General features: G+C 73.3%; 24 protein-coding genes and 1 pseudogene. 15 read left to right on the top strand and 10 right to left on the bottom strand.

What is annotated here, in order from left to right; genetic code table 11:
• Positions 1 to 265 precede the first annotated feature (265 nt).
• From AC069R_RS07810 to AC069R_RS07800, 3 genes are all read left to right on the top strand, one after another.
• Positions 266 to 961, top strand: coding sequence for a DUF6230 family protein (locus AC069R_RS07810; protein WP_478765444.1), 696 nt, complete (start codon positions 266 to 268; stop codon positions 959 to 961).
• A 5-nt stretch (positions 962 to 966) separates the two neighbouring features.
• Positions 967 to 1,407 (top strand): DUF6114 domain-containing protein, encoded by a 441-nt coding sequence (locus AC069R_RS07805; RefSeq protein WP_478765442.1) that lies wholly within the window; start codon positions 967 to 969, stop codon positions 1,405 to 1,407.
• A 98-nt stretch (positions 1,408 to 1,505) separates the two neighbouring features.
• Entirely contained in the window at positions 1,506 to 1,961 is a 456-nt protein-coding gene (locus AC069R_RS07800; protein WP_471066597.1) for a tellurite resistance TerB family protein, read from the top strand.
• A gap of 93 nt (positions 1,962 to 2,054) precedes the next feature.
• On the opposite strand, the gene AC069R_RS07795 is transcribed toward AC069R_RS07800, so the two are convergent.
• The 8 genes from AC069R_RS07795 to AC069R_RS07760 form a co-directional block, all read right to left on the bottom strand.
• Entirely contained in the window at positions 2,055 to 2,975 is a 921-nt protein-coding gene (locus AC069R_RS07795) for an ABC transporter substrate-binding protein (protein WP_478765440.1), read from the bottom strand.
• Between the two features lie 88 nt (positions 2,976 to 3,063).
• Positions 3,064 to 3,732: an ABC transporter permease gene (locus AC069R_RS07790; protein ID WP_478765439.1), complete on the bottom strand. Its 669-nt coding sequence runs from the start codon at positions 3,730 to 3,732 to the stop codon at positions 3,064 to 3,066.
• Positions 3,729 to 4,382: an ABC transporter permease gene (locus AC069R_RS07785; RefSeq protein ID WP_478765438.1), complete on the bottom strand. Its 654-nt coding sequence runs from the start codon at positions 4,380 to 4,382 to the stop codon at positions 3,729 to 3,731. Before AC069R_RS07785 ends, AC069R_RS07790 begins: the two co-directional genes overlap by 4 nt.
• On the bottom strand, positions 4,379 to 5,491 hold the full coding sequence (locus AC069R_RS07780; RefSeq protein WP_478765437.1) for an ABC transporter ATP-binding protein: 1,113 nt from the start codon (positions 5,489 to 5,491) through the stop codon (positions 4,379 to 4,381). Before AC069R_RS07780 ends, AC069R_RS07785 begins: the two co-directional genes overlap by 4 nt.
• Before the next feature lie 131 nt (positions 5,492 to 5,622).
• Positions 5,623 to 6,030, bottom strand: coding sequence for a peptide-methionine (R)-S-oxide reductase MsrB (gene msrB, locus AC069R_RS07775; RefSeq protein WP_397983408.1), 408 nt, complete (start codon positions 6,028 to 6,030; stop codon positions 5,623 to 5,625).
• 13 nt (positions 6,031 to 6,043) lie between these two features.
• Positions 6,044 to 7,435, bottom strand: coding sequence for a UDP-N-acetylmuramate--L-alanine ligase (gene murC, locus AC069R_RS07770; RefSeq protein ID WP_478765434.1), 1,392 nt, complete (start codon positions 7,433 to 7,435; stop codon positions 6,044 to 6,046).
• A gap of 76 nt (positions 7,436 to 7,511) precedes the next feature.
• Positions 7,512 to 7,985 (bottom strand): indole-3-glycerol phosphate synthase, encoded by a 474-nt coding sequence (locus AC069R_RS07765; RefSeq protein WP_397983410.1) that lies wholly within the window; start codon positions 7,983 to 7,985, stop codon positions 7,512 to 7,514.
• Positions 7,986 to 8,114: 129 nt separating this feature from the next.
• Entirely contained in the window at positions 8,115 to 8,924 is an 810-nt protein-coding gene (locus tag AC069R_RS07760; RefSeq protein WP_478765433.1) for a pyrimidine reductase family protein, read from the bottom strand.
• A 37-nt stretch (positions 8,925 to 8,961) separates the two neighbouring features.
• Between AC069R_RS07760 and zapE the strand changes: the two genes are divergently transcribed.
• The 7 genes and pseudogenes from zapE to AC069R_RS07725 all read left to right on the top strand — a co-directional run bounded on the left by zapE (position 8,962) and on the right by AC069R_RS07725 (position 16,078).
• Positions 8,962 to 10,065: a cell division protein ZapE gene (zapE, locus tag AC069R_RS07755; RefSeq protein WP_478765431.1), complete on the top strand. Its 1,104-nt coding sequence runs from the start codon at positions 8,962 to 8,964 to the stop codon at positions 10,063 to 10,065.
• 150 nt (positions 10,066 to 10,215) lie between these two features.
• On the top strand, positions 10,216 to 10,794 hold the full coding sequence (locus tag AC069R_RS07750; protein WP_478765429.1) for a carbonic anhydrase: 579 nt from the start codon (positions 10,216 to 10,218) through the stop codon (positions 10,792 to 10,794).
• A gap of 92 nt (positions 10,795 to 10,886) precedes the next feature.
• On the top strand, positions 10,887 to 11,978 hold the full coding sequence (locus AC069R_RS07745; RefSeq protein WP_478765427.1) for a slipin family protein: 1,092 nt from the start codon (positions 10,887 to 10,889) through the stop codon (positions 11,976 to 11,978).
• Between the two features lie 9 nt (positions 11,979 to 11,987).
• Positions 11,988 to 12,565: pseudogene (locus tag AC069R_RS07740) on the top strand (YbhB/YbcL family Raf kinase inhibitor-like protein).
• Positions 12,566 to 12,652: 87 nt separating this feature from the next.
• Entirely contained in the window at positions 12,653 to 13,495 is an 843-nt protein-coding gene (locus tag AC069R_RS07735) for a PPK2 family polyphosphate kinase (RefSeq protein ID WP_478765425.1), read from the top strand.
• Positions 13,496 to 13,525: 30 nt separating this feature from the next.
• On the top strand, positions 13,526 to 15,088 hold the full coding sequence (locus tag AC069R_RS07730) for an FAD-dependent oxidoreductase (protein ID WP_478765424.1): 1,563 nt from the start codon (positions 13,526 to 13,528) through the stop codon (positions 15,086 to 15,088).
• 126 nt (positions 15,089 to 15,214) lie between these two features.
• Positions 15,215 to 16,078: a polysaccharide deacetylase family protein gene (locus tag AC069R_RS07725; protein WP_478765423.1), complete on the top strand. Its 864-nt coding sequence runs from the start codon at positions 15,215 to 15,217 to the stop codon at positions 16,076 to 16,078.
• A gap of 3 nt (positions 16,079 to 16,081) precedes the next feature.
• Here the strand turns inward: AC069R_RS07725 and AC069R_RS07720 are convergent, their stop codons facing one another.
• Positions 16,082 to 16,753 carry an ABC transporter gene (locus AC069R_RS07720; protein ID WP_478765421.1) on the bottom strand — a complete coding sequence of 224 codons (672 nt, stop codon included), beginning with the start codon at positions 16,751 to 16,753 and terminating at the stop codon, positions 16,082 to 16,084.
• Positions 16,750 to 17,643: an ABC transporter ATP-binding protein gene (locus AC069R_RS07715; protein ID WP_478765419.1), complete on the bottom strand. Its 894-nt coding sequence runs from the start codon at positions 17,641 to 17,643 to the stop codon at positions 16,750 to 16,752. The genes AC069R_RS07720 and AC069R_RS07715 overlap by 4 nt, the downstream gene beginning before the upstream one ends.
• Before the next feature lie 66 nt (positions 17,644 to 17,709).
• On the opposite strand from AC069R_RS07715, the gene AC069R_RS07710 reads away from it, so the two are divergent.
• The 5 genes from AC069R_RS07710 to AC069R_RS07690 all read left to right on the top strand — a co-directional run.
• Entirely contained in the window at positions 17,710 to 18,462 is a 753-nt protein-coding gene (locus tag AC069R_RS07710) for a peptidyl-tRNA hydrolase (protein ID WP_478765418.1), read from the top strand.
• Position 18,463: 1 nt separating this feature from the next.
• Positions 18,464 to 19,708, top strand: a complete 1,245-nt coding sequence (locus AC069R_RS07705; protein ID WP_478765416.1) for an MFS transporter — start codon at positions 18,464 to 18,466, stop codon at positions 19,706 to 19,708.
• Positions 19,709 to 19,807: 99 nt separating this feature from the next.
• Positions 19,808 to 21,136, top strand: a complete 1,329-nt coding sequence (locus AC069R_RS07700) for an MbnB/TglH/ChrH family RiPP precursor modification enzyme (protein WP_478765414.1) — start codon at positions 19,808 to 19,810, stop codon at positions 21,134 to 21,136.
• A gap of 154 nt (positions 21,137 to 21,290) precedes the next feature.
• Positions 21,291 to 22,067: a TIGR04222 domain-containing membrane protein gene (locus AC069R_RS07695; protein ID WP_478765412.1), complete on the top strand. Its 777-nt coding sequence runs from the start codon at positions 21,291 to 21,293 to the stop codon at positions 22,065 to 22,067.
• A 125-nt stretch (positions 22,068 to 22,192) separates the two neighbouring features.
• The coding region (locus tag AC069R_RS07690) for an alpha/beta fold hydrolase (protein WP_478765410.1) at positions 22,193 to 23,616 on the top strand (1,424 nt) is incomplete at its 3' end.

Genomic DNA, 23,616 nt, shown 5'->3' with positions numbered 1-23,616 from the left:
CGGTCAACACCGCGATATGCGGCGGAAGTTGGAGGCCCAGGGGGTCCGCGCGGGCCCGCACGCACCGCCGACACCCTTTTTTCACATCTCCCTTGACCCCAAAATGTAACCGGCGGTAACTTCCTCGAAAGGCTACCGCCGCGTAACGAGAAAGCCCTTGCGCCCGCCGGGAGTGCGAGGAGGCGTCCGCGGCGGCCGCTGTCCGCGCCAGGACATCGTGCCACTGAAGCCCAACCCGCATTGATCCATGCCCATGGGAGCAGACATGGCCTCGTCCCCGGACAACCCGTCCACCGGCAACACCCCCGAGAACCCGGAGAGCGCTTCCCCGTCGCAGGCACCGGGCGCCACCACGGCGCCCCCGGCCGGCAGACGGGGCCGCGTCCGGGCCCGGCGCGCCGCGATCATGGCGGTGCCCGCCACCCTGGTCGCCGCCGGCCTCGCGGTGCTCACCGCGCAGGGCGCGCTCGGCGTGCAGTTCTCGATCTCCGGCATGCCGTTCACGGTCACCGCGAACGAGCTGCACGGCACCGGCTTCGAACAGTTCGGCGGCCTGGACAACATGGCCGACGGCAGCCCCAACGCCGGTGACACCGGCGGCCAGGTCCTCATCGTCACCTCGGCGATCAAGAAGGCCACGCTGTCCAAGCTGTGCCAGAGCGTGGACCTCGGCGGCACCAACCTGCTGATCACCGCGGGCAACGGCAGCACCCAGGTCAGCGCGTCCGATCTGACCACCGACTCCACCGAGATGTCGGGTGACGCGTCGTTCAACAACATCGAGATCGGCAACGACGCGAGCGAGCTGACCGAGGCCAACGCGAAGGGCCCGAAGGGCGTCTTCAGCCAGCAGGCCGACAGCGTGTACATCAAGAACCTGCGGCAGACCAACTACGCGACCACGGCAGGGGTGTTCAAGCTGCCGGGTCTCAAGCTGCGCTTCAGCGACTCGGGTTGCTGAGCGCCGTGGCGGACCGTCCCCGACCGGGTCCCCGGCGTACCTTCCGCGCCTGGCGGTCCCGGCGGCCGTTCTGGGGCGGGCTGCTGCTCGCCCTGGCCGGCGGCGAGATCCTGCTGACCGAGAAGGCGTCGCTGAAGGTCGTGATGCACATCGGCATGCAGGGGCTGGCCGGCTATCTGCTGCCGGGCCTGATGGCGCTGCTGGGGCTGCTGATCCTCTTCAACCCCGCCCAGCGACTCTTCTACTCCATCCTCGGGGTGCTGGTGTCGCTGGGCACCTGGGTCACCTCCAATCTGGGCGGCTTCTTCATCGGGCTGTTGCTCGGCGTCGTCGGCAGCTGCCTCGCCTTCGGCTGGCTGCCGGACCAGGAGCCGCGCACCAGCCGCCGCAAGCGGCGCCGCCAGGCGCGGGCCCTCGCCGAGGAGGGCGGGACGACCGCGGCCTGACGTCCCGGAACTTTCCGGCCCCACCGTCAGTTTCTACGGTGTTGTAGAAGTTGCCGGTGGGTGCCGCGGGGCATCCGCCGTGGATACGAGGAGCGAGCATGGCCCTGTGGGACCGCGTCAAGGAGTCCGCGTCGCAGATGCAGACCCAGTTGGTGGCGAAGAAGAACGACCTGAAAAGCGGTGCCTTCCGGGACGCGAGCATGGCCATGTGCGCCCTCGTGGCCGCCGCGGACGGCACCATCGACCCCGCCGAGCGCCAGCGCGTGGCCCAGCTCATCGCCACCAACGACGTGCTGGCCAATTTCCCCGCGGACGACCTGCGCCGCCGCTTCGAGGACAATCTGAACAAGCTCACCACCGACTTCGCCTTCGGCAAGGTGAGCGTGCTGCAGGAGATCGCCAAGGCCAAGAAGAAGCCCGCCGAGGCCCGTGCCGTCATCCAGATCGGCATCGTCATCGGCGGCGCCGACGGCGACTTCGACAAGACCGAGCAGGCCGTCGTCCGCGAGGCGTGCTACACCCTGGAGCTGCCGCCGCACGAGTTCGACCTCTGAGCCGACGCGGCGGGGGGGGGGGGGGGGGGGGGGGGGGGGGGGGGTGGGTTTCCCTCCCCGCCCCCCCCCCCCCCCCCTCCTGTGCCGGACGGCTCAGTCGAGCCCCGCGGACTTCAGCCACGCCTTCGCGACGTCCAGCGGGTCCTTGTGCTGGAGCTGCACCTGCGCGTCCAGGCTCAGCAGGGTCGTGGTGTCGAGCTTGGCGGAGACCGCGTTCAGGGCGGCGACGCCCTTCTTGGGCAGAGCGGTCTTCGACACGAGCGGCTGGACGTTCTGGAAGCCGAAGAGGTTCTCGGGGTCCCGGAGGACGACGAACTTCTCCTTGGTGATCGTGGGATCGGTGCTGAACAGGTCGGCGACCTGGACGTCGTTCTTCTTCAGCGCCGTCTGGGTGAGCGTGCCGCCCGCGTCCAGGGCCTTGAAGGACTTGAAGCCGAGCCCGTAGACGGACTTCAGGCCCACCAGGCCCTGCTGCCGGGTCTGGAACTCCGGCGAGCCCCCGATCACCAGGTCCTTGGCGACGGCCTTCAGGTCGGCGGCGCTGGAGCGGGTGGTGAGGTGGTACTTTCGCGCGGTCGCGGCGTTGACCACCAGGGTGTCCTTGTCCTGCGCCGCCGAGGCGTCCAGCAGGGTCAGCTTGGAGTCGAGCTTGGCCTTGATGGCCGCCGTGGTCGCCTCGGCGGTCTTCGGCGTCGCCTTGGGGTCGAGGTAGGCCAGCAGTGCGCCGTTGTACTCCGGCAGCACGGCGACGGAGCCGTTCTTCAGCAGACCGTACGTGGTCTCCCGGCTGCCGATGTTCGGCTTGTACGTGACATCGACCCCCTTGGCCTTGAGCGCCTCGCCGTAGATGTCGGCGAGCAGGTTGCTCTCGGGGAAGTTGTTGGAGCCGACGACGACGCCGCCGGACTTGGCGGAGCAGCCCGCGAGCAGGGCCGTGGCCGTCGCGAGCGCGACCACCGCCGCCGCGCCCCGGTTCCTCCGTATGGTCCTGCTGATCTGGGTTGTTGAAGTCACCACCTGATCCAATCCACGGGCTTGACACGGAGTCAACCGCGCGCCGGGCTCTTGTAACGCATTCTTGATGAAGAAGCCGGCCGATCGCTCAGGCGCTTCTGCGTACGCCCCGCGACACCGTGATCCGGGCCACCGCCCAGAACAGCGCGAGGGTCAGCAGGGCGAGCCCGGCCACGAGCGCGGCGCCGCCGACGACCTTCTCGTAGTCGCGCTGCGCGAGACCGCCGATGATGTACGGGCCGAGCCCGCCGAGACCGACGTACGCGGCGATGGTGGCCGTGGAGATGATCTGCACGGCCGCCGTGCGCAGCCCGGACAGGATCAGCGGCAGCGCGACCGGCACCTCGACCCGGAACAGCACGCGGGCTTCCGACATCCCCATGCCGCGGGCGGCGTCCACCGGGGCCGGATCGACGGCGCGCACCGCCTCGTAGGTGGTGACCAGGATCGGCGGTACGGCGAGCACCACCAGCGGGATCATCACCGGCACCAGGCCCAGCCCGAGCCACAGGACCATGAGCACCAGCAGCCCGAAGCTGGGCAGCGCCCGCCCCGCGGTGGCGATCAGCGCGAGCGCGTTGCCGCCCCGGCCGTAGTGCCCGGTGAGCAGGCCGACGGGCAGCCCGATCACGGCGGCGGCCAGCAGCGCCTCCAGCGAGTAGGTGACGTGCTCGGCGAGCCGGGCCGGTATGCCGTCGTAGCCGTGCCAGTGGGCGCCGTCGCCGAAGAAGGCGTGGACGAGGTTCAGTACGTTCACCGGGTGGCGCCCTTCCTCGGCGTCCAGGGGGTCAGCAGCCGGCGCAGGAGCACCAGCAGGGCGTCGGCGAGGATCGCCAGCACCGCCGTGGTCAGGACCGAGTTGGCGGCCAGGACGGGCCGGTGGTAGGCGTTGGCGTCGTAGAGCATGTTGCCCAGGGCGCCCTGGTTGCCGATCAGCATGCCGACGCTGACCAGGGACAGGCTGGAGACGACCGCCACCCTGAGGCCGGCGATGATCGCCGGTGCGGCGATGGGGAGTTGGACCTGGAGATAGCGGCGCAGCGGGCCGAAGCCCATCGCCTCGGCGGCGGCCAGCGTCTCCTGCGGCACCGAGCGGACGCCGTCCACGATGCCGGGGACCAGCACCACCAGGCTGTAGACGGCGAGCGGGATCATCACCGTGGTCTCGCTCTGCCCGAAGTAGTCGATGAGGACGACGAAGAAGGCCAGCGAGGGGATGGAGTAGAGCACGGTGGTCAGGCCGAGCACGGGCGGGTAGACCCAGCGGAACCTGGCGCACAGCTGGGCGATGGGCAGCGCGACGAGCAGCCCGGCCAGCACCGGGATCAGCGCCTCGCGCAGATGCAGTCCGACCAGCCCGAGATAGCTGTACTGGAGGTCGCTCGGCAGATCGAAGAAGCCGTTCATGAGGCGGCCTTCGCCTCGGCGCCCGCCCGGCCGTGAGCGGCGCGGATCGCCTCCCCGATGGCCGTCTGCGATACGACGCCCACCGCGCGCCCCTCGCCGTCCACCGCGACCGCCCACCCGGTGGGCGACAGCACGGCCCCGTCCAGGGCGGTGCGCAGCGAGTCGGTGCCGGGCCGGAACGGCCGCCCATGGTCCAGGAGTCGGTCCCGGTCGAGGGGGCCGCCGGGCGTGGCCCAGCCGAGCGGGCGCCCGGCGGCGTCGGTGACCAGGAGGTAGGGGGCGCCGCCGGCGGCGGCGAGCCGTTCGGCGTCCGCGTCGAGCGGGACGAGCGGCGCGGCCGTCAACTCCAGCCCGCCGGCGGGGAAGAAGGACAGCCGCCGGATGCCCCGGTCGGCGCCGAGGAAGTCCTCCACGAAGGCGTCGGCCGGTGCGCTCAGCAGTTCGGCCGGCGGGGCGAACTGCGCCAGCCGACCGCCCTCGCGCAGCACCGCGACCATGGTGCCCAGCTTGATCGCCTCGTCGATGTCATGCGTGACGAAGACGATCGTCTTGCCCAACTCGGCCTGGATCCTCAGCAGTTCGTCCTGGAGGCCCTTGCGGACCACGGGGTCGACGGCGGAGAACGGCTCGTCCATCAGCAGCACCGGCGGATCGGCGGCGAGCGCGCGGGCCACCCCGACGCGCTGCTGCTGGCCGCCGGAGAGCTGGTACGGATAGCGCCGCGCGAGCGAGGCGTCGAGCCCGACCCGCTCCATCAGCTCCGCCGCCCGCCCGCGCGCCTTCTGCCTGCTCCAGCCGAGCAGCCGGGGCACGGTGGCGATGTTGTCGAGGATGGTGCGGTGCTGGAAGAGACCGGCGTTCTGGATGACGTAACCCATCGAGCGGCGCAGGGAGTTGACCGGCTGCTGCCGGATGTCCGCGCCGTCCAGGACGATGCTGCCCTCGGTGGGCTCCACCATCCGGTTGATCATCCGCAGGGTCGTCGTCTTGCCGCAGCCGGAGGGCCCGACGAGGACGGTGATCGCGCGGTCCGGTATCTCCAGCGACAGCCGGTCGACCGCGACCGTGCCGTCGTCGTACCGCTTCGTGACTGCATCTATCCGTATCAAAACGCCGAACACCCCTCGGGTCTGACAGCTCTCCGCCCGCCCGCGGCCACGGCACGGCCTACGACGCACGGGCCGCTGCCGCGAGAGTCTAGACGGCAACGGCCCGGTTCCTTCGGCGCGTTCGAGGTGTGTCAGCTCTCCTCGGGCGCCAGGCGCAGCGAGATCGAGTTGATGCAGTACCGCTGGTCGGTGGGGGTCGGATACCCCTCCCCCGCGAAGACATGCCCGAGGTGCGAGCCGCAGCGGGCGCAGCGCACCTCGGTGCGGACCATCCCGTGGGAGCGGTCCTCGACCAGCTCCACGGCGTCGCTGTCCTTCGGGTCGAAGAACGACGGCCAGCCGCAGTGCGAGGCGAACTTGGTCTCGGAGGTGAACAGCTCGGCCCCGCAGGCGCGGCAGGAGTAGACGCCCTTGGTGGTGGTGTCCGTGTACTCACCGGTGAAGGCCGGCTCGGTCGCGGCCTGGCGCAGCACCGCGTACTCGCTCGGGCTCAGCTCCGCGCGCCACTGCTCGTCCGGCTTCTCGATGTCGTACGACATGGGTCTCAGCCCCTTACTGCTGCGACAGGCGGTCCAGGATCAGCGGGCCCAGGTCGGTCACGTCGCCCGCGCCCATGGTGAGAACGAGATCGCCGGGCTGGGCCATTCCCGCGATCACGGCCGGGATCTCCGCCTTGTCGTGCACCGCGGTGACCTGGGCGTCCGCGGCCCGCGCGGAGTCGATGACCAGCTCGCTGGTGACCCCGTCAATCGGGTCCTCGCGGGCCGGGTAGATGTCCAGGACCACGGAGGCGTCGGCGAGCGCCAGCGCCTGGCCCATCTCCTTGCCCAGCTCCTGGGTGCGGGAGAACAGGTGCGGCTGGAAGACGACGAGGATCCGGGTGTCGCCGGCGGCGGCCCGCATCGCCTCCAGGTCCGCGGTCATCTCGGTGGGGTGGTGGGCGTAGGAGTCGATCACCTGCACCCCGGCGGCCTCGCCCTTGAGCTGGAGGCGCCGCTTGACCCCGGTGTAGGCGGCGATGGCGGGCGCCAGCTGCGCGGCCGGGATGCCGAGCGCGGCACCGGCGGCGAGCGCGGCGACGGCGTTGAGGGCGTAGTGCCGGCCGGGCACGGAGACCGCGAAGGTCAGCTCCTCGCCGTCGAGCACCGCGGTGACCAGGCTTTTCAGCCCCTGCGGGACGATGGCGGTGACCCGAACATCGGCGTCCGCGGCCTCGCCGTACGTCACCGTCCGCACCGATCCGGCCAGCCGCCGGGTCAGCTCGCGGGCGCCCTCGTGGTCGGCGGAGATCACCAGGGTGCCGCCGGGCACGATCTTCCCGGCGAAGGTCTCGAAGGACTCGTAGATCTCGTCCATCGAGGCGTAGTTGGCGTGGTGGTCCAGCTCCACGTTGAGGACGATGGCGACCTCGGGCGCGTACTTGTGGAAGCTGCGGTCCGATTCGTCCGCCTCGGCGACGAAGATGTCGCCCTCGCCGTGCAGCGCGTTGGAGCCGGGCGCGTCCAGGTCGCCGCCGATGGCGTACGACGGCTTCAGGCCCAGCTCGCCGAGCGAGACGGCCAGCATCGAGGTGGTGGTCGTCTTGCCGTGCGTCCCGGCCACGGCGATCGGGCGCAGCCCCTCCATCAGCGCGGCCAGCGCGTCCGAGCGGTGCACCACCGGGATGCCCAGCTCGGCGGCGCGGGCCAGCTCCGGGTTGTCCGCGCGGATGGCGGACGAGACGACGACACAGCTGGCGTCGTCGGCGAGGTGCCCGGCGGCGTGCCCGAGGTGCACGGTGACCCCGAGCGCGCGCAGCGCCCGCGCGGTCGCCGAGTCCTTGGCGTCACTGCCGGCGACCTCGGCCCCGCGCTGGGCGAGGATCTTGGCGATCCCCGACATCCCGGCGCCGCCGATGCCGATGAAGTGCGGTCGGTCCATGGCGGCAGGAAGGCCGGGTGCCATGCGTTTCTCCCCAGAGACGGTACGAGCTTGAGCGGGGCCTAGCCTATGCGCTCGGCCCCTGACTTCGGCGAAGCCCCTACGCCTTGCTGTGCGAGAACAGCTTCAGCACCGGCACTCCCACCTTGTGCCGGGCCCGCGAGGCCCAGTCCCGGTGGAAGAACTCCTCCACGTAGTGCGGATCGGTGAGGACGATCACCTCGTCCGCGCCCACCTCCGCCACCATCGCCTTCAGCGCGTCCAGCGGATGGTCCTCGACCAGCCGCCCGTCCGCCGCGCTGCCCGAGGCCCGCAGGGCGGCGACGGAGACGTCCAGGGCCTGCCGGCCGACGCTGCGCGCGTCCTCCCCCTCCGGGGTCTCGTGCTCGCGCACCGCCTCGTCCAGCTCGCCGAGCGCGATGTCGTCGATGGCCCGCAGCAGGCGGTCCGCCTGGTCGCCGCGCGGCTGGAGGAGCACATGGAAGGCGACCGGCTCGTCGCCGTGCAAGGTGGTGACGAACTCGACGTCCGCGGACGTCAGCGCCTTCTCGATCATCAGTACGCTTGTGAACACCAAACGCCTCTTCTCCTCCGTGGGCCACGGCAGCCCCCTGCGGAAACCATTTTTCCCCGCGCCTGCACGGGTACTGCGGGACTAAGTGTGCCCGCCGAAGGTCAAACGGAACGGAAGATTCCGCTGATTTCAGGGCCTGCGGTAACGACCGAACAGAAATCCGTCCTCTTCCAGCAGGGACGCCAGTTCGAATCGGCGCGGCACGGCGACCGAGGGGCCCCCGGCGATGCGCTGCGCGTCCCCCGCGGTGAGCGTCGGCGAGAGGGTCAGACACAGCTCGTCGAGCACCTCGGCGGCGATCAGCTGGCCGAGCAGCCGGGGCCCGCCCTCGGTGAGCAGCCGGTGGTGGCCGAGCCCGGCGAGGGCCCGTACCGCGCGCTCGGGGTCGACGCCCATGCCCTCACCGGCGACGACCACCCGCGCACCGGCCCTCTCGGCGGCGGCGACTCTCTCGGGCGCGGCCGCGGCGCCGGTCAGGATGAGCGTGGGCACCACGGGCGAGGAGAACAGCGGGAGGGAGAAATCCAGCTCCAGGCTCGCCGTGACGACCGCGATCGCCGGTGCGGGGCCCTGCCCGGCCGCCTCGCGCGCCGCGGCGAACTCCGCCCGTGCGCGGGCCGGCCGGTACCCCTCCTGCCGTACCGTTTCCGCACCGACGACCACGACATCCGCCAGCGCCCGCAGCGTGCCGAAGACGCGCATGTCGGTGGCGCTGGAGATGGGCTGGGAGTGGCCGTCGTGCTGGGCGGCGCCGTCGAGCGAGGACACCATGTTGGCGCGCAGCCAGGGCCGCTTCGCCGGGTAGGCGTAGGCGGCGGCCAGCTCGGCGAGGCTCCACTCGCGGTCGGCGCCCGCGGCGCCCCTTTTGCCCCCGCCGGTTTCGCCCCCACCGGAAGCCTGGGCTGGTGTTTCGTCGGTCACAGGGAACAGGCGTCGCATGTCGTGCAGTGTGACACGGCGCTTAGCATGGGTAATCGTGTCGTCCTCCACCACCGCCCCCGGATCCAGCGCGCCGACCGAAGCGGGCCCCCTCTCCCTGTGCGAGCGCGAGCCGCACGTCCCCGCGGACCGGCTGGTCGCCGAGATGGTGCCGCCGCCGCGCTTCGACGCGGTCCGCTTCTCGACGTACATACCGGACCCGAACCAGCCCAGCCAGACCGAGGCCGTCAGGGTCCTGGAGGGCTTCGCGGCCGGGCTCGGCGGGGCGCACGCCTTTGGCGCGGGGCGGCGCGGCTTCCTCGGCTTCGGCCGGGCCAGGGCGCCGAAAACCCCGGCGGGCCCCCGCGGCGTCTACCTCGACGGCGGCTACGGCGTCGGCAAGACCCATCTGCTCGCCTCCCTGTGGCACGCCACCCCCGCCGAGCCCTCCCGCAAGGCGTTCGGCACCTTCGTGGAGCTGACGAACCTGGTCGGCGCCCTCGGCTTCCAGCAGACCGTGCAGACCCTGTCCGGGCACCGGCTGCTGTGCATCGACGAGTTCGAGCTGGACGATCCGGGCGACACGGTGCTCGTCTCCACGCTGCTCGGCAAGCTGGTCGAGGCCGGTGTCGCGCTCGCCGCCACCTCCAACACGCTGCCCGGCAAGCTGGGCGAGGGCCGGTTCGCCGCCGCCGACTTCCTGCGCGAGATCCAGGGCCTGTCCGCCCACTTCCGCGCCCTGCGCATCGACGGCGAGGACTACCGCCACCGGGGCCTGCCCGAGGCGCCGGCGCCCTTCACCGACGAGCAGGTGACCAAGGCGGCGTACGCCACCGAGGGCGCCTCCCTGGACGACTTCCCGCATCTGCTGGACCATCTGGCCAAGGTGCACCCGAGCCGGTACGGCGCGCTGACCGACGGCCTGAAGGCGGTCTGCCTCACCGGTGTGCGCCCGGTGCCGGACCAGTCGACCGCGCTGCGCCTGGTGGTGCTCGCGGACCGGCTCTACGACCGCGAGGTCCCGGTCCTGGCGTCCGGACTGCCGTTCGACAAGCTGTTCAGCGAGGAGATGCTGAACGGCGGCTACCGCAAGAAGTACTTCCGGGCGATATCCCGCCTCACGGCGCTCGCCCGCGACGCGAAGGGGCTCGTCGGTTCCTGAGGAGAGGGCGAGAGGGCCGGTGGTGTCCGAGCAGAGGGCTGGCGTCCCTCTATAGGGTGAATTGCCGCCCACAGGCGGCTTTGCCACGCTAATGTCTTTCTTGACCTGCCGTTGACCAATGGTTGGCTCGCACGAGAGGCATGGACCCCTATGCAGCCCCTCATCGACAATGCCCGTAACTTCGGACACCGCCCCGAGGACTTCGCCCGGCTCGCCGACGGCCAGTCTCCGCAGGTCCTGTTCATCACCTGCTCCGACTCCCGCGTCGTCCCGGCCCTGATCACCGGCGCCCGCCCCGGCCAGCTGTTCGAGCTGCGCACAGCGGGCAACATCGTCCCGCCGTACACCTCCTCCCACCCCACCAGCGAGGCGGCCACCATCGAGTACGCGGTGGAGGTGCTCGGCGTCCGCGACATCGTGGTCTGCGGCCACTCGCACTGCGGCGCGGTGGGCGCGCTGGTGCGGGGCGACGACCTCACCGCCGTACCGGCCGTGCGCGACTGGCTGGCGCATGCCGCGCCGCGCCCGTCGGGCGCACCCGAGGACCCGGAGGTCGCCGAGGCCGTGCAGTGCCATGTGCTGACGCAGTTGCTGCGGCTGCGCTCGTACCCGTGCGTGGAGCGGGGACTCGCCGAGGGCCGGCTGGGACTGCATGGGTGGTACTACGAGGTGCACACCGGCGCGGTGCGGGCCCACCGGGCGGAGACCGACACCTTCGAATCCCTCTGATCCCCCGGCGATCTCCTCGCGATCCCCCTGGCCCAAAAAAGGCATATCGTTACATCGACAGACGAATCTGACCTCTGTGTGAGGAGGTCGTCATGGTCCAGGAGCTGGTGGGGGCGATCGTCGCACTGCTCTGCGTCGCCCTGGTGTACACGGGGATGTCGGCCCGTGTGATCAAGCAGTACGAGCGCGGGGTGCTGTTCCGGCTCGGCCGGGTGGCCGGGGAGGTGCGGCCACCGGGGTTCACGCTGATCATTCCCTTCGTGGACCGGCTGGCGAAGGTCAACATGCAGATCGTCACGCTGCCGATCCCCGCCCAGGAGGGCATCACCCGCGACAACGTGACCGTGCGGGTGGACGCGGTCGTCTACTTCCGGGTGGTCGACGCGGCCAGCGCGCTGATCAAGGTCGAGGACTACAAGTTCGCCGTCTCGCAGATGGCGCAGACCTCGCTGCGGTCCATCATCGGCAAGAGCGACCTGGACGATCTGCTCTCCAACCGCGAGAAGCTCAACCAGGGCCTGGAGCTGATGATCGACAGCCCGGCCGTGGGCTGGGGCATCCAGGTGGACCGGGTCGAGATCAAGGACGTCTCGCTGCCCGACACGATGAAGCGGTCCATGGCCCGCCAGGCCGAGGCGGACCGGGAGCGCCGGGCCCGGATCATCAACGCCGACGCCGAGCTCCAGGCGTCCAAGAAGCTCGCCGAGGCCGCCCAGCAGATGTCCGGCACCCCGGCCGCGCTCCAACTGCGGCTGCTCCAGACGGTGATGGCGGTGTCGGCCGAGAAGAACTCCACGCTGGTCCTGCCGATCCCGGTGGAGCTGCTGCACTTCCTGGAGCGGGGCAACCGGGGGGAGGCACCGGCCGCCGAGGCGCGCGCCACCGACGCGCCGGCCGCCGTCGGGTCGTCGCACCCGGACGCGGATCAGGGCCCCAAGGAGATCGCCCCCGAGGAAACCGCCGCGCCTCGGATCGCACCCCAGGAGACCGGCGCGCCCGCGATCACCCCTCAGGAAACCGCCGCCCCTGAGACCACCCCGCCGGAAAGCGCCGTCCCTCGGGAGACCACCCCGAACGGCGACCGGGCCCAAGCCCCGGATCTCAACGGCGCACCGGGTCCCGATCCCGAGATCGCCCGCCGCAGTCTCGCGCCGAACCCCGGCGGAGGCCCCCGCCCCGACTAGCCTCCCGGTATGCGCAAGAGCCCGGCGATCACGGCGGTCGTCCTTGCCGCCGTCACGAGCTGCGGAGCCGGTACCGCCTCCCCCGGGGACGCGACGACCACGACGGCCACGTCCCCCGCCCCCGCCCGCCACCTCACCGTGACGAGCACGGCGTACCGCGACGGCGGCACCGTCCCCCGCCGCTTCACCTGCGACGGCGCGGACGTCTCGCCCCCGCTCGCCCTCTCCGGGGTGCCCGCGGACACGGGCTCCCTCGCCGTGACGGTGCGGGACCTCGACGCGCCGGGCGGCACGTTCACCCACTGGCTCATCTGGGACATCGCCGCGGGCACCCGCCGGCTGCCCGCCGGGGCGCACCCGCACGGCGCCGTCGAGGGCCGCAACAGCTTCGGCAGGACCGGCTACAGCGGCCGTGCCCGCCGCACGGCGACCACCCGCACCGCTACGTCCTCACGGTCTACGCCACCGACCGCCGCCCGCCCCTCTCCCCCGCGGCCTCGCCCGGCGCCTCCCCCGGCGATCTCCGGCGCGCCCTGTCCGGCCACACCCTCGCCACCGGCACCCTGACCGGCCGTTACGGCCGCTGAGCGGGCCGCGGGCTGGCGTGCCGGGCGCCGGCCGACGCACCATCGAAGGGCGCCGAGCCGAAGCACACCGAGCCGGAAGGGACGCCCGTGGCGAAACGAGATCTGCGGCACCGGCTGCGCCTGCCGCCGGGCGAGCCCGTCGACCTGGCCGCCCACGACCCGGCGGCCACCCCCGGCGCCCCCGGCGGCAAACACGCCTCGCTCGCCGACGCCGAGCGCATGGGCAAGGAACTGGCGGAACTCCAGGAGCGGCTGTGGGCGGCGGGCACCGCAGGCGACCGGCGCCGGGTGCTGCTGGTGCTCCAGGGAATGGACACCAGCGGCAAGGGCGGCACGGTCAAGCATGTGATCGGCCACCTCAACCCCTCGGGCTGCCGCATTCACGCCTTCAAGGCACCCACCGCCGAGGAGCTGCGGCACGACTTCCTGTGGCGGGTGCGCAAAGAACTCCCGCGGCCCGGCGAGATCGGCATCTTCGACCGCTCGCACTACGAGGACGTCCTGGTCCCCCGCGTACGGCACCTCGTCCCGCCCGCCGTGACCGGCAGCCGCTACGGCCAGATCAACGACTTCGAGCGCACCCTCGCCGAGGACGGCGTGACCTTGGTCAAGTGCTTCCTCCACCTGTCCTACGAGGAGCAGCGGCGCCGGCTGCTGCGCCGCCTCGACCGGCCGGACAAGCGCTGGAAGTTCGCCCCCTCCGACATCGGCGAACGCGCCCTGTGGCCCGCCTACCAGGAGGCGTACGAGCTGGCCCTCGCCCACTGCGCCACCCCGCCCTGGTACGTGATCCCCGCCGACCGCAAGTGGTACCGGAACTGGGCCGTCGGCCGGCTGCTCCTCGAACACCTGCGGGAGCTGGACCCGAAGTACCCGCAGCCCCGCCTCGATCCGGCCGAGTGGCGTAAGCGGCTGCTGAAGGAGACGTGAGCCGCCCCCGGCCGGGGGTACCCGGCGGGCATGCGCACCGTCACCGAGTCGTACTGGCTGGGCACCGCCCCCGGCCCCGCCCACCCCGCCCTCACCGGGGACACCGAGGCCGACGCGGCCGTGATCGGCGCCGGGATGGCCGGCCTGAGCACCGCGTACGAGCTGGCCAGGGCGGGGCTGCGGGTCGTCGTCCTGGAGGCCGGACGGGTGGCGGGCGGGGTCACCGGCTACACCACGGCCAAGCTGACCGCCCAGCACACCCTGATCTACGACCGGCTGCGGCACACCCGCGGGCCCGAGGGTGCCCGGCTGTACGCCCGTTCGCAGTCGGAGGCGATCGAGCACGCGGCGCGCCTGGTGGCCGAGTTGGGCATCGAGTGCGAGTGGGAGACGCGGGACGCGTACACCTTCGTCCGGGACCCAGAGCGGGCGGACGAGGTGCGGGCGGAGGCGCGGGCCGCGCGCGAGGCGGGCCTGGACGCGTCGTTCACCACGGAGACCGGGCTGCCGTTCCCGGTGGCCGGCGCGGTGCGGGTGACCGGGCAGGCGCAGTACCACCCGGTGAAATACCTGCGGGCGCTCACCGAGGACCTGATCGCGCGCGGCGGCCGGGTGTACGAGGGGACACGGGTCGTCGGCCTGGACGAGGGCGGCGCCTCGGGCCCCTGCAAGCTGACGACCGAGACGGGCCACACCGTCACCGCGCGGGACGTCGTCGTCGCCACGCACTACCCGATCTTCGACCGCGCGCTGCTGTTCGCCCGGCTGCACCCGCGCCGCGAACTGGTCGTCGCCGGGCCGCTGGGCGACGGCCCGGACCCGGAGGGCATGTACATCACGCCCGAGGAGAACACCCGGTCGGTGCGGACCGCGCCATACGACGGCGGGCGGCTGCTCGTGGTCACCGGGGAGCACTTCACACCCGGCACCGGCGATCCGGGCGCCGGTTTCGAGGGGCTCGCCGGGTGGGCCGAGCGGCACTTCCCCGGCGTGCGCCTCGACCACGCCTGGGCCACCCAGGACAACGACGCCACCGACACCGTGCCGCTGGTCGGCCCGCTGCACCCGGCCGCCCGGCACACATACGTGGCCACCGGCTTCGGCGGCTGGGGCCTGAGCGGCGGCATCATGGCCGGGCTGCTGCTGAGCGCGCTGATCACCGGCCGGGACTGCCCCTGGCGGGAGCTGTACGACCCCCGGCGCCTGAAGTCGGTGGTGCGCGAGGCGCCCGCGCTGCTCAAGACGCAGGCGGAGGTGGCCCGGCACTTCGTCGGCGACCGGCTGAAGCCCGCCGTCGCCCTCGACGACCTGGAGCCGGGCGACGGCGCGCTGGTGCGGGCCGGTGAGCAGCGGCTCGCCGTGCACCGCGACGACGCGGGCGCGCTGCACGCCGTCTCGGCCCGCTGCACCCATCTGGGCTGCCTGGTCGCCTTCAACCGCGCCGAACGCGCCTGGGAGTGCCCCTGCCACGGCTCCCGCTTCGACGTCGACGGGCGGGTGCTCCAGGGCCCGGCGGTACGGCCGCTGGAGCAGCGGGACCTCGAAGAGGCGCCGAGCGGCACACCGGAGGACGCCGAGCGCGACGTCGAGTGAGCGGCGGGTCCGAGCGGGCCGCGGCCAACCAGGGCGCCTTCGAGACGACCGCCGCGCGGGTGATCATACCGCCGCGCCGCAGAACATATCGCCATACAAACGGTCAATCAGTCCTACGTTCGTACGGTGATCCCACTAGCACGCCGTCTTTCCGCCGCCACCGCCGCCTGCGCCCTGGGCGCCGCCCTCGCCGCCTGCGGTACCGCGGGCCCCGCGGCCGGCACCCGCCCGGCCGCGGTGAAGTCCCCCGTCTCCGCCTCCCCGTCCGCCACCCGCCCGCCCGTGCTCACTCCGGGCCCCGGCGGCCTCACCCCGGTCTTCGAACACGGCCCGCGCGACAAGGGCAAGATCGTGGCGTTCACCTTCGACGCCGACATGACCGCCGACGAGGGGCCGCGCGCCGCCGCCGGCGAGCACTTCGACAACCCCGGTCTGATCGGCGCCCTGCACACGCTGAAGGTGCCCGCGACCATCTTCATGACCGGCCGGTGGGCCGAGCAGTACCCGGACGAGGCCCGCAGCCTCGGCGGCGACCCGCAGTTCGAGGTCGCCAACCACTCCTACAGCCACTACGCGTTCACCCCCAGCTGCTACGGCCTGCCGACCATCGACGCGGACCACGCGCGCGCGGACGTCGAGCGGGCGTACACCGCCTTCCGCAAGGCGGGCCTGCGCAACGCGCTGCCGTACTTCCGTTTTCCGGGCGGCTGTTACGACCAGCCGTCGCTGCGCGCGCTCAGCGGACTCGGGGTGACCGCGATCCAGTGGGACGTGGTGAGCGGGGACGCGTTCGCCACCGACGCCGACGCGGTGGCCAAGCAGGTGCTGGACGGGGTGCGGCCCGGCTCCGTGGTCATCATGCACTGCACCCGCAGCGCCGCCCCGACCACCGAGCGGGTCGTCCGCACCGTCGTACCGGAGCTGCGCAAGCGCGGCTACACCTTCGTGAAGGTCTCCCAGATGATCGCCGCCAGCCAGGGCCACCGCTGACGGTCAGGGCGTCCTGCGGGCGGTGCACGCGCAGGCCACGGCGAAGGCCGCGCCCGCCAGCAGGGCCGCCCCGGCCAGCGGCAGCAGCGGCACCGGCACCCGCCCGGACTGCGAACCGGTGACCAGGCCGCTGACCGCGGCCTGCGCCGGGGAGCCGGCGAGCACCGTCGCCAGCAGCGCGCCCAGCAGCATCGCGGGCACCGCGCGCCCGGCGGAGCGCAGCAGCGGCCAGTGGGTGAGCGCGCCGACGGCCGCGCCGAGCAGGGCGCAGGCGTACACGGCGGCCAGCCCGGCGGCACCGGCGCTCAGCCGGTCCACCCTGATCTGGGCGCCGTTGCTCGCCGGGTTGCTGATCAGGGTGACGACGAGCGTCGCCGCCGTACCGAGGACGGCCGCCGCGAGCAGCGCCGTCAGCAGACAGGCGAGGTGCGCCCGCGCGGGTCCGTGCGGCGCGGCCACGACGGCGCGGGCGGCGGGCGGTTCGCCGGTGACGCAGATCCGCACCAGCCAGGCGGCCACCGGCAGCAGCCCGGCGGCCGTGTATCCGAGCGAGTCCAGCACCGGCTGGCCGCTCTGCACCCCGACCCCGAGGAACGCGGCGTACAGGATCACCGGAGCCAGCCACCGCTGCGAGCGCAGCAGCAGTTCGACGTGGTACCGCAGGAGGGCGCTCATGCCCGGCTCCCGGAATCGTGGGACGGCTCGGCACCGGGCGGCGACCCGGCGTCGGGGGGTGGTGTGACGCTGACGACGTGCCAGGGCGGGCGGGTCGCGAGCAGGGTGCGCAGCAGGACGTCGGAGTGGGAGGCGGGGACGGTCAGCCGGTGCCGGCCGGGGCCGGTCTCCGCGGCGGTGGCGACGAGCCGTGCCGCGTCGGACGGCAGTGGTCCGCCGCCTTGTACGACGATGACGGCGAGCGCCCCGAGGCCCGGACCGCCGCCGCCCGTCCGGGCCCGGACCCCGCCGCCGGCCACGGTGTACGTCGCGTCCGGCGCCCCCGCCAGCCGTCGCGGGTCGTGGTCCACGAAGACGACGGCGCCGCCCGCGGCGGTCCGTTCGGCCACCGCCCACTCCAGCTCGTCGCGCGCGGCCGCGTCGAGCCCGGTCCACGCCTCGTCCAGGACCAGCAGTTCGGGGTCGGCGAGCAGCGCCTGCGCGACGGCGATCTTCTGGCTGCTCCCCTTGGACAGCCGCGCCATCGGCGTCCCGGCGTACGCGGCCGCGCCGAACCGCTCCAGCCAGGTCCCGGCGGCGCGGGCGGCGGACGCGCGGGACAGGCCCTGGACGGTGCCGAGCCGGGTCAGGTACCCGGCGGCCGTGAACGGCAGCGCGGACGGGAACCGCTCCGGCACATAGGCCGTGCGGGGGCGGCCGGTGATCCGGCCCTCGGTGGGCGCGTCGAGCCGGGCGAGCAGGCGCAGCAGGGTCGACTTCCCGGTGCCGTTCGCCCCCTCTATCCGGGTCAGGGTGCCGGGGGCGATCGTGAGGTCGACGCCTCGTAACACCCAGGGGCCGCGGACGCCGTAACGGCGGCCCACGGCGGTCAGTCGCAGGTCACGGTGCATGGGCTCATTCTTCTTCAGCCGCCGGGCCACCGGGACGGTCCTCGCCATCCGGGACGCTCGATCCGGATGGCCCGATCCGGGACGCGCGTTGATCGGCGCACGCCCGGCTTCGTAGGGTGGCCCCTCGTGAGCGATGTTCCGGTCCCCGCCGAAAACCCCCGTGACGAGGCCCCGCAGTACGTGCTGCCCCTCGTCGTCCGCATCGAGCGCGACGCGCCGCCCGCCCGTACCGACGCCCTGGAGACGTCCGCGCGGGCGGTCCTGACCCTGCTCGGCGACGAACGGGCCCGCGGCGACGGCGAATGGGCGCAGGCCGTGCGGAACTGGGAGGACGCCCGGATCCGCAAGGTGGTCCGGCGGGCCCGCGGCGCCGAGTGGCGGCGCGCCGGGACGCTGCCCGGCATCACGGTGACCGGCAGGTCCGCGGAGGTACGGGTCTTCCCGCCGATCCCGCTGGACGGCTGGCCCAAGGACCTGGCCAAGCTCCAGGTCTCCGGCACCGAACTGGACGACCCCGAGCCGCCCTCGGACGCCGATCGCACCGCCCCCGTCCTCTGGCTCAACCCCCACCTCGCGATGTCCGCCGGCAAGACCATGGCGCAGACCGGCCACGGCGCCCAGCTCGCCTGGTGGGCCCTGCCCGACAGCGCCCGCACCGCCTGGCGGGCCGCCGGCTACCCCCTCTCCGTCCGCACGGCCACCCCCGCCGACTGGACCCGCCTCACCCACAGCGACCTGCCACTGGTCCGGGACGCCGGTTTCACGGAGATCGCCCCGGATTCGTGCACGGTGGTGGCGGATCATCCGGCGCTGCGCTGACGTGGGGACCGCGAACGAGCCGCCGAAGCCGGTCGGTACGCCGCTGAGGATCCCCGCCTTCCGGCGGTTCGTGGCGGCGAATCTCATCTCGGCGAGCGGGTCCGCGATGGCGCCGCTCGCGCTGGCCTACTCGGTCATCGAGGGCGGCGGTGGGGCGGGGTCGCTCGGGCTCGTGCTCGCCGTGAACACGGTGCCCACCATCCTGTTCCTGCTCATGGGCGGCCTGTTCGCCGACCGTCTGTCGCGCAGCCGGATCCTGTTCCTGGGCAATCTCGTCGCGGCGGCCGCCCAGGGTGCGCTGGCCGTCACCGTGGCCACGGGACAGGCGACGACGGTGTCTATCGCGGTGTGCGGCTTCATGTCGGGGACAGCGGCGTCGTTCATCGTCCCGGCGACACAGGGTGCCGTGGCACAGATCGTGCCCGAGGAGCACGTGCAGCAGGCCAACGTGTTGCTCAGGCTCCCCGGCAACACGGTCAGGGTGCTCGCTCCGGTCGTCGGCGGCTTCATCGTCGCCCTCAGCGGCGCGGCATGGGCCCTGGCCTGGGACTCGGCGACCTTCGCCGCTGCGGCCGTGCTGCTGCTCGGCCTGCGCCTGGCGGCCCCGCCCACCACCGCGCGCGGCGTCCTGGCCGACCTGCGGGCGGGGTGGACCGGCTTCTGGTCCCGTACCTGGCTGTGGACGTACACGGCCGCCGGTACGCTCCTCGTCGCCGCGTGGCTGGCGGGCTTCGAACTGCTCGGCCCCCTGGTCGCCGCCCGCCGGTACGCCGGGGCACGCGACTGGGGTCTGGTCCAGGCGGCCCTCTCCTGCGGCCTGCTCGCCGGAACCCTGGTCTGCCTGCGGTGGAAACCGTACCGGCTGCTCGCGGTCGCGGTCGCCGCGGGCGGCGGGCTCGCGCTCCCGCCGGCGGCCATGGCCTGGAGCCTGCCGCTGCCGCTCGTCGTGGGGGCCGCCTTCCTGGCGGGCGTCGCGCTCGATGTCGCGGTCGTCGCCTGGAACACCGCGTTCCAGCAGCATGTGCCGACGGCGGAGCAGGGCCGGATGAGCGCGTTCAACGGCGTCGGGGAACGGCTCGCCATCCCGCTCGGCTATCTCCTCACCGCGCTCGCGACCCGTGTGTGGAGCAGCCAGGGGGTGCTCCTGGCGTGCGCCGCGCTGATCGCCGCCGCGACCCTGCTCAACCTCTGCGTCCCGGACCTGTACCGCGTCAACCGGATCGGCCGGGACGTGCGGTCGGCCTGAACCTCAAATGTTGCTCTGAAGGCGGCGCGCAAAGGGTTCGGGGCCGGGTGGCCGGGTCATGTATGACGCGTGCGCCGGGGGCGGAGAGGGGGACGGGTCGTGGGGAGACTGGGGACGGGGATCGGCTGGCGGCCGGAGATCGCGGAAGCCGTGGAGCGGATGGCCGGGATCGACTGGGTGGAGGTCGTCGCGGAGAACGTCTGTCCGGGCCATCTCCCCGAGTCGCTGGTGCGGTTGCGGGAGCGCGGGGTGACCGTGGTGCCGCACGGGGTCTCCCTCGGGCTCGGCGGCGCGCAGCGGCCCGACCCCGGCCGGCTCGCGGCGCTCGCCGAGCGTGTGACGGCGCTCGGGTCGCCGCTGGTCACCGAGCACATCGCGTTCGTCCGGGCGGGCGGCGCGCTCACCGCCTCGCCGCATCTGGAGGCCGGCCATCTGCTGCCCGTGCCGCGCACCCGCGACGCGCTCGACGTGCTCTGTGAGAACGTGCGCATCGCCCAGGACGCGCTGCCGGTGCCGCTCGCCGTGGAGAACATCGCCGCGCTGTTCTCCTGGCCCGGCGAGGAGCTGACCGAGCGGCAGTTCCTGTACGAGCTGGCGGAGCGCACCGGCGTGCGGCTGCTCATCGACGTGGCCAACCTGCACACCAACCACGTCAACCGCGGCGAGGACCCGGCCGAGGCGCTGGCCGGGCTGCCGCTGGAGGCGATCGCGTACGTCCATGTCGCGGGCGGCGTCGAGCGCGACGGCGTATGGCACGACAGCCACGCGCACCCGGTGCCGGACGCGGTGCTCGGCATCCTGGCCGACCTCGCCTCCCGTGCCGCCCCGCCCGGAGTGCTGCTGGAACGCGACGAGAACTTCCCCGAACCGGCCGAGCTGGAGCGGGAGTTGGCGGCGATCCGGAAGGTGGTGGAGGGCGGGCGGCAGGTTACCGAGGGGGTCGAGCGGTCCGTTCCGGCCGAGAGGACGGACCGCGCGGACGACGCGGACGCCGGAGACGACGCGGACGCGTCGGGTTACGCGGACGCCGAGGACGCCCGGCAGCGGCTCGGGGTCGCCCAGGCCGCCGTGCTGTCCTCGCTGGTGGCCGGGACGCCCGTGCCCGAGGGGTTCGACCGGGTACGCCTCGGCGTGCAGGCGCGGGCGCTCGCGGCGAAGCGGGCGGACGTGGTGGCGAAGGTGGCGCCGGAACTGCCGGTGCTGCTGGGGGCGTCGTACCGGGAGGCGTTCCTGGAGTACGCGCGAAAGCGGCCGATGCGCGGGGGCTACCGGTGGGACGCGCTGGACTTCGCCGCGTTCCTGCTGGACGGGAAGCGGCCGGGGCTCCCCCGGCGGGAGCTGCGCCAGTGGTGGCTGGACCGGTCGGGCCCGGCACCGAGGGGGCGGGTGGCACGCACGGCGCGGAGGCTGTTGCGGGGACGGTCCTGAGGCGGCCGGAAGGAGCGCGGGACTGTCTCGACACGCAGCCGCGACCAGCCACGACGCTCCCGCGCCCGACGGCGGTCAGCCAACCGGCACGACCCCCCTCCGCATGTGAAAATCACCTCGCGCACGCCCTCATCCCTCACATACAAAACACCTCATGCTCTGGCTCCTCCTTCTGCTCCCCGCCTGGGCGCTCGCCGGTACGGCCTGTGCCCGCCTCTGCCTCGCGGCGGTGCGCGCCGCGGACTCGGACCCGGATCCCCAAGCGGTGGGCGCGGACCACGAACTGACCCTGTACGAGGCGGCGTTCCTGTCCGGCGGACCCCAGCGGGTCGCCGACGTCTCCCTCCTCGCCATGGCCCGCCAGCGCCGCCTGCACCTCGCCCACACCGGCTGGGCCACCGTCGTCGACCCGCACGGCCGGGACGACATCGAGCGGTCCGTCATAGGCGCGATCGGCCCCGACGGGCAGTCGCGCATCGCGCCGGTGCGCACCCGCACCGCCCGCGCCGACGCCGTACGACGCCTCGCCGACCGCCTCGTGCGCAGTGGTCTCGCCGTGCCCGACACCGGGGGCCTCACCATCGGCGCGGCGGTGCGCCAGGTGCGGGCCGCCGCGCTCGCCGTCGCGGTCCTCGGCGGCGCCGCGCTGCTGCTGCCCGTCCAGGCCGGCACCTCGCGCCTGCTGGTCGGCCTGTGGTTCCTGCTGCCCCTCACGCTGTCGCTGAGCTGCCTGGTCCTGGCCCGCTTCGAGGTGCACCCGTACTCGCCCTGGGCCTCCCCCGCCGGGCAGCGGCTGCTGGGCGCGCTGCTGCGGCGGCGCGGCGCCGAGCGGCCGTTCCTCGTCCGGGTCGCGCTGCGCGGCATCCGCGCGATCGGCGAACCGGAGCTGCGCGCGGCCTTCACCCACCGCGACGCGCCACACCGGGACTAAGACCTCTCCGGGGGGCGCACAGGCGCGTTGGCGGCCGACACCGCCCGTGCGGTGCTTGCCTTCCCCGGCGCGGGAACGAAACATCCCTGGTGTCCGCCGCCTCGCCGCGCCCGAAGGGATGCCGGATGAAAGCTTTCGCCCGCTGCTCGGCCGCCGCGTCCTTGCTGCTCGCCACCCTGACCGCCGCCCCGGCGAGTGCCGCGCCGGGCCCGGTCGGCGCCGCCGCCGAGCTGCGCGGCACCATCGTCGCCGCCCTCCGCGCCCGCGCCACCGGAATCCGCTACGGCGACTGCGACCCCGCCGAGGTGCCGGCCGTCCCGCATCCCCCGGCCGGCCTGCGCTGCGGCACCGTCTCCGTCCCCCTGGACTACGCCCACCCGGACGGCGAGCAGATCGAACTGACCGTCAGCCGCACCCCGGCCACCGGCAAGGACGGCGGGCGCGCGGTCCCCCGGCAGGGCGCCCTCGTGTACAACCCCGGCGGCCCCGGCGCCTCCGGCATGTACTTCGCGCTGGCCGGCACGCTGCCCGTGTGGAAACGGATCGCGGCCGCGTACGACCTCGTCGGCTACGCCCCGCGCGGGGTGGGCCGCTCCGCGCCGCTGTCCTGCGAGGACCCGAGGCAGTACGGCAAGGCGCCCACCCTGGCGCCGACGCGGCCCTCTGAGTCGTACAAACGCCGGCGCGTGGCGGAGGCGAAGGCGTACGCCCGCGGCTGCGCCCGGCGCTCGGGCTCCGGGCTGCGCTTCGTCAACTCCCTGAACAACGCGCGGGACCTGGACGTCCTGCGGGCCGCGCTGGGCGAGGACCGGCTGACGTTCATGGGCGCGTCGTACGGCACCTACTACGGCTCCCTGTACGCGGCGATGTTCCCCTCCCATGTGCGCCGCATGGTGCTGGACGCCCCGGTGGACCCGGACCCGGCGAAGATCTGGTACCGCGGCAACCTCGACCAGTCGGCCGCGTTCGAGCGGCGCTGGGCGGACGTGCGGGACTGGATCGCCCGGCACGACGGCGTCTACCGGCTCGGTGACACGCCGCGGAAGGTGCAGGCGAGCTACGACACCGCCGCCGCGCGGCTCGCCCGGAGACCGGCGGGCGGGAAGGTCGGGCCGGGCCAGTTGCAGAACGCGTTCCTGACGGCCGCGTACTACGACAGCTACTGGCCGGGCCGGGCCGCCGCGCTCTCGGCCTATCTGCACGGCGACCCGAAGCCGCTGGTCACGCTGGCCTCGCCGGATCCCAAGGCGGCCGCGGCGGCGGAGAACGGCGGCGCCGTGTACACGGCCGTCGAGTGCAACGACGCGCCCTGGCCCACGAGTTGGGCGGTCTGGGACCGGGACAACACCCGGCTGGCCCGCCGCGCGCCCTTCGAGACCTGGGACAACGCGTGGATGAACCTGCCCTGCGCGTACTGGCCCGAGCCGCGGCAGCGGCCCCTGGACGTGGGGACCGGGGCCGGTGCGCTGCCCCCGGTGCTGGTCCTTGCGGCCGAGCGAGGGGCGGGAGCGCCATACGCGGGGGGGATTGACCTAAAACAGCGGTTGGC

The sequence above is a fragment of the Streptomyces sp. NPDC043952 genome, from assembly GCF_056435325.1.
Note: the sequence above shows the minus strand (reverse complement) of the source record. Positions and strands in the feature narration are given on the sequence as shown.

What these genes read in the sequence shown, in the direction of transcription:
- AC069R_RS07745 (WP_478765427.1), top strand. Translation starts at nt 10,887, where the DNA reads ATGGTCCAGGAGCTGGTGGGGGCGATCGTCGCACTGCTCTGCGTCGCC.
- msrB (WP_397983408.1), bottom strand. Translation starts at nt 6,030, where the DNA reads ATGTCGTACGACATCGAGAAGCCGGACGAGCAGTGGCGCGCGGAGCTG.
- AC069R_RS07785 (WP_478765438.1), bottom strand. Translation starts at nt 4,382, where the DNA reads ATGAACGGCTTCTTCGATCTGCCGAGCGACCTCCAGTACAGCTATCTC.
- AC069R_RS07810 (WP_478765444.1), top strand. Translation starts at nt 266, where the DNA reads ATGGCCTCGTCCCCGGACAACCCGTCCACCGGCAACACCCCCGAGAAC.
- AC069R_RS07800 (WP_471066597.1), top strand. Translation starts at nt 1,506, where the DNA reads ATGGCCCTGTGGGACCGCGTCAAGGAGTCCGCGTCGCAGATGCAGACC.
- AC069R_RS07750 (WP_478765429.1), top strand. Translation starts at nt 10,216, where the DNA reads ATGCAGCCCCTCATCGACAATGCCCGTAACTTCGGACACCGCCCCGAG.
- AC069R_RS07730 (WP_478765424.1), top strand. Translation starts at nt 13,526, where the DNA reads ATGCGCACCGTCACCGAGTCGTACTGGCTGGGCACCGCCCCCGGCCCC.
- AC069R_RS07710 (WP_478765418.1), top strand. Translation starts at nt 17,710, where the DNA reads ATGGCCCGATCCGGGACGCGCGTTGATCGGCGCACGCCCGGCTTCGTA.
- AC069R_RS07695 (WP_478765412.1), top strand. Translation starts at nt 21,291, where the DNA reads ATGCTCTGGCTCCTCCTTCTGCTCCCCGCCTGGGCGCTCGCCGGTACG.
- AC069R_RS07760 (WP_478765433.1), bottom strand. Translation starts at nt 8,924, where the DNA reads ATGCGACGCCTGTTCCCTGTGACCGACGAAACACCAGCCCAGGCTTCC.
- AC069R_RS07720 (WP_478765421.1), bottom strand. Translation starts at nt 16,753, where the DNA reads ATGAGCGCCCTCCTGCGGTACCACGTCGAACTGCTGCTGCGCTCGCAG.
- AC069R_RS07715 (WP_478765419.1), bottom strand. Translation starts at nt 17,643, where the DNA reads ATGCACCGTGACCTGCGACTGACCGCCGTGGGCCGCCGTTACGGCGTC.
- murC (WP_478765434.1), bottom strand. Translation starts at nt 7,435, where the DNA reads ATGGCACCCGGCCTTCCTGCCGCCATGGACCGACCGCACTTCATCGGC.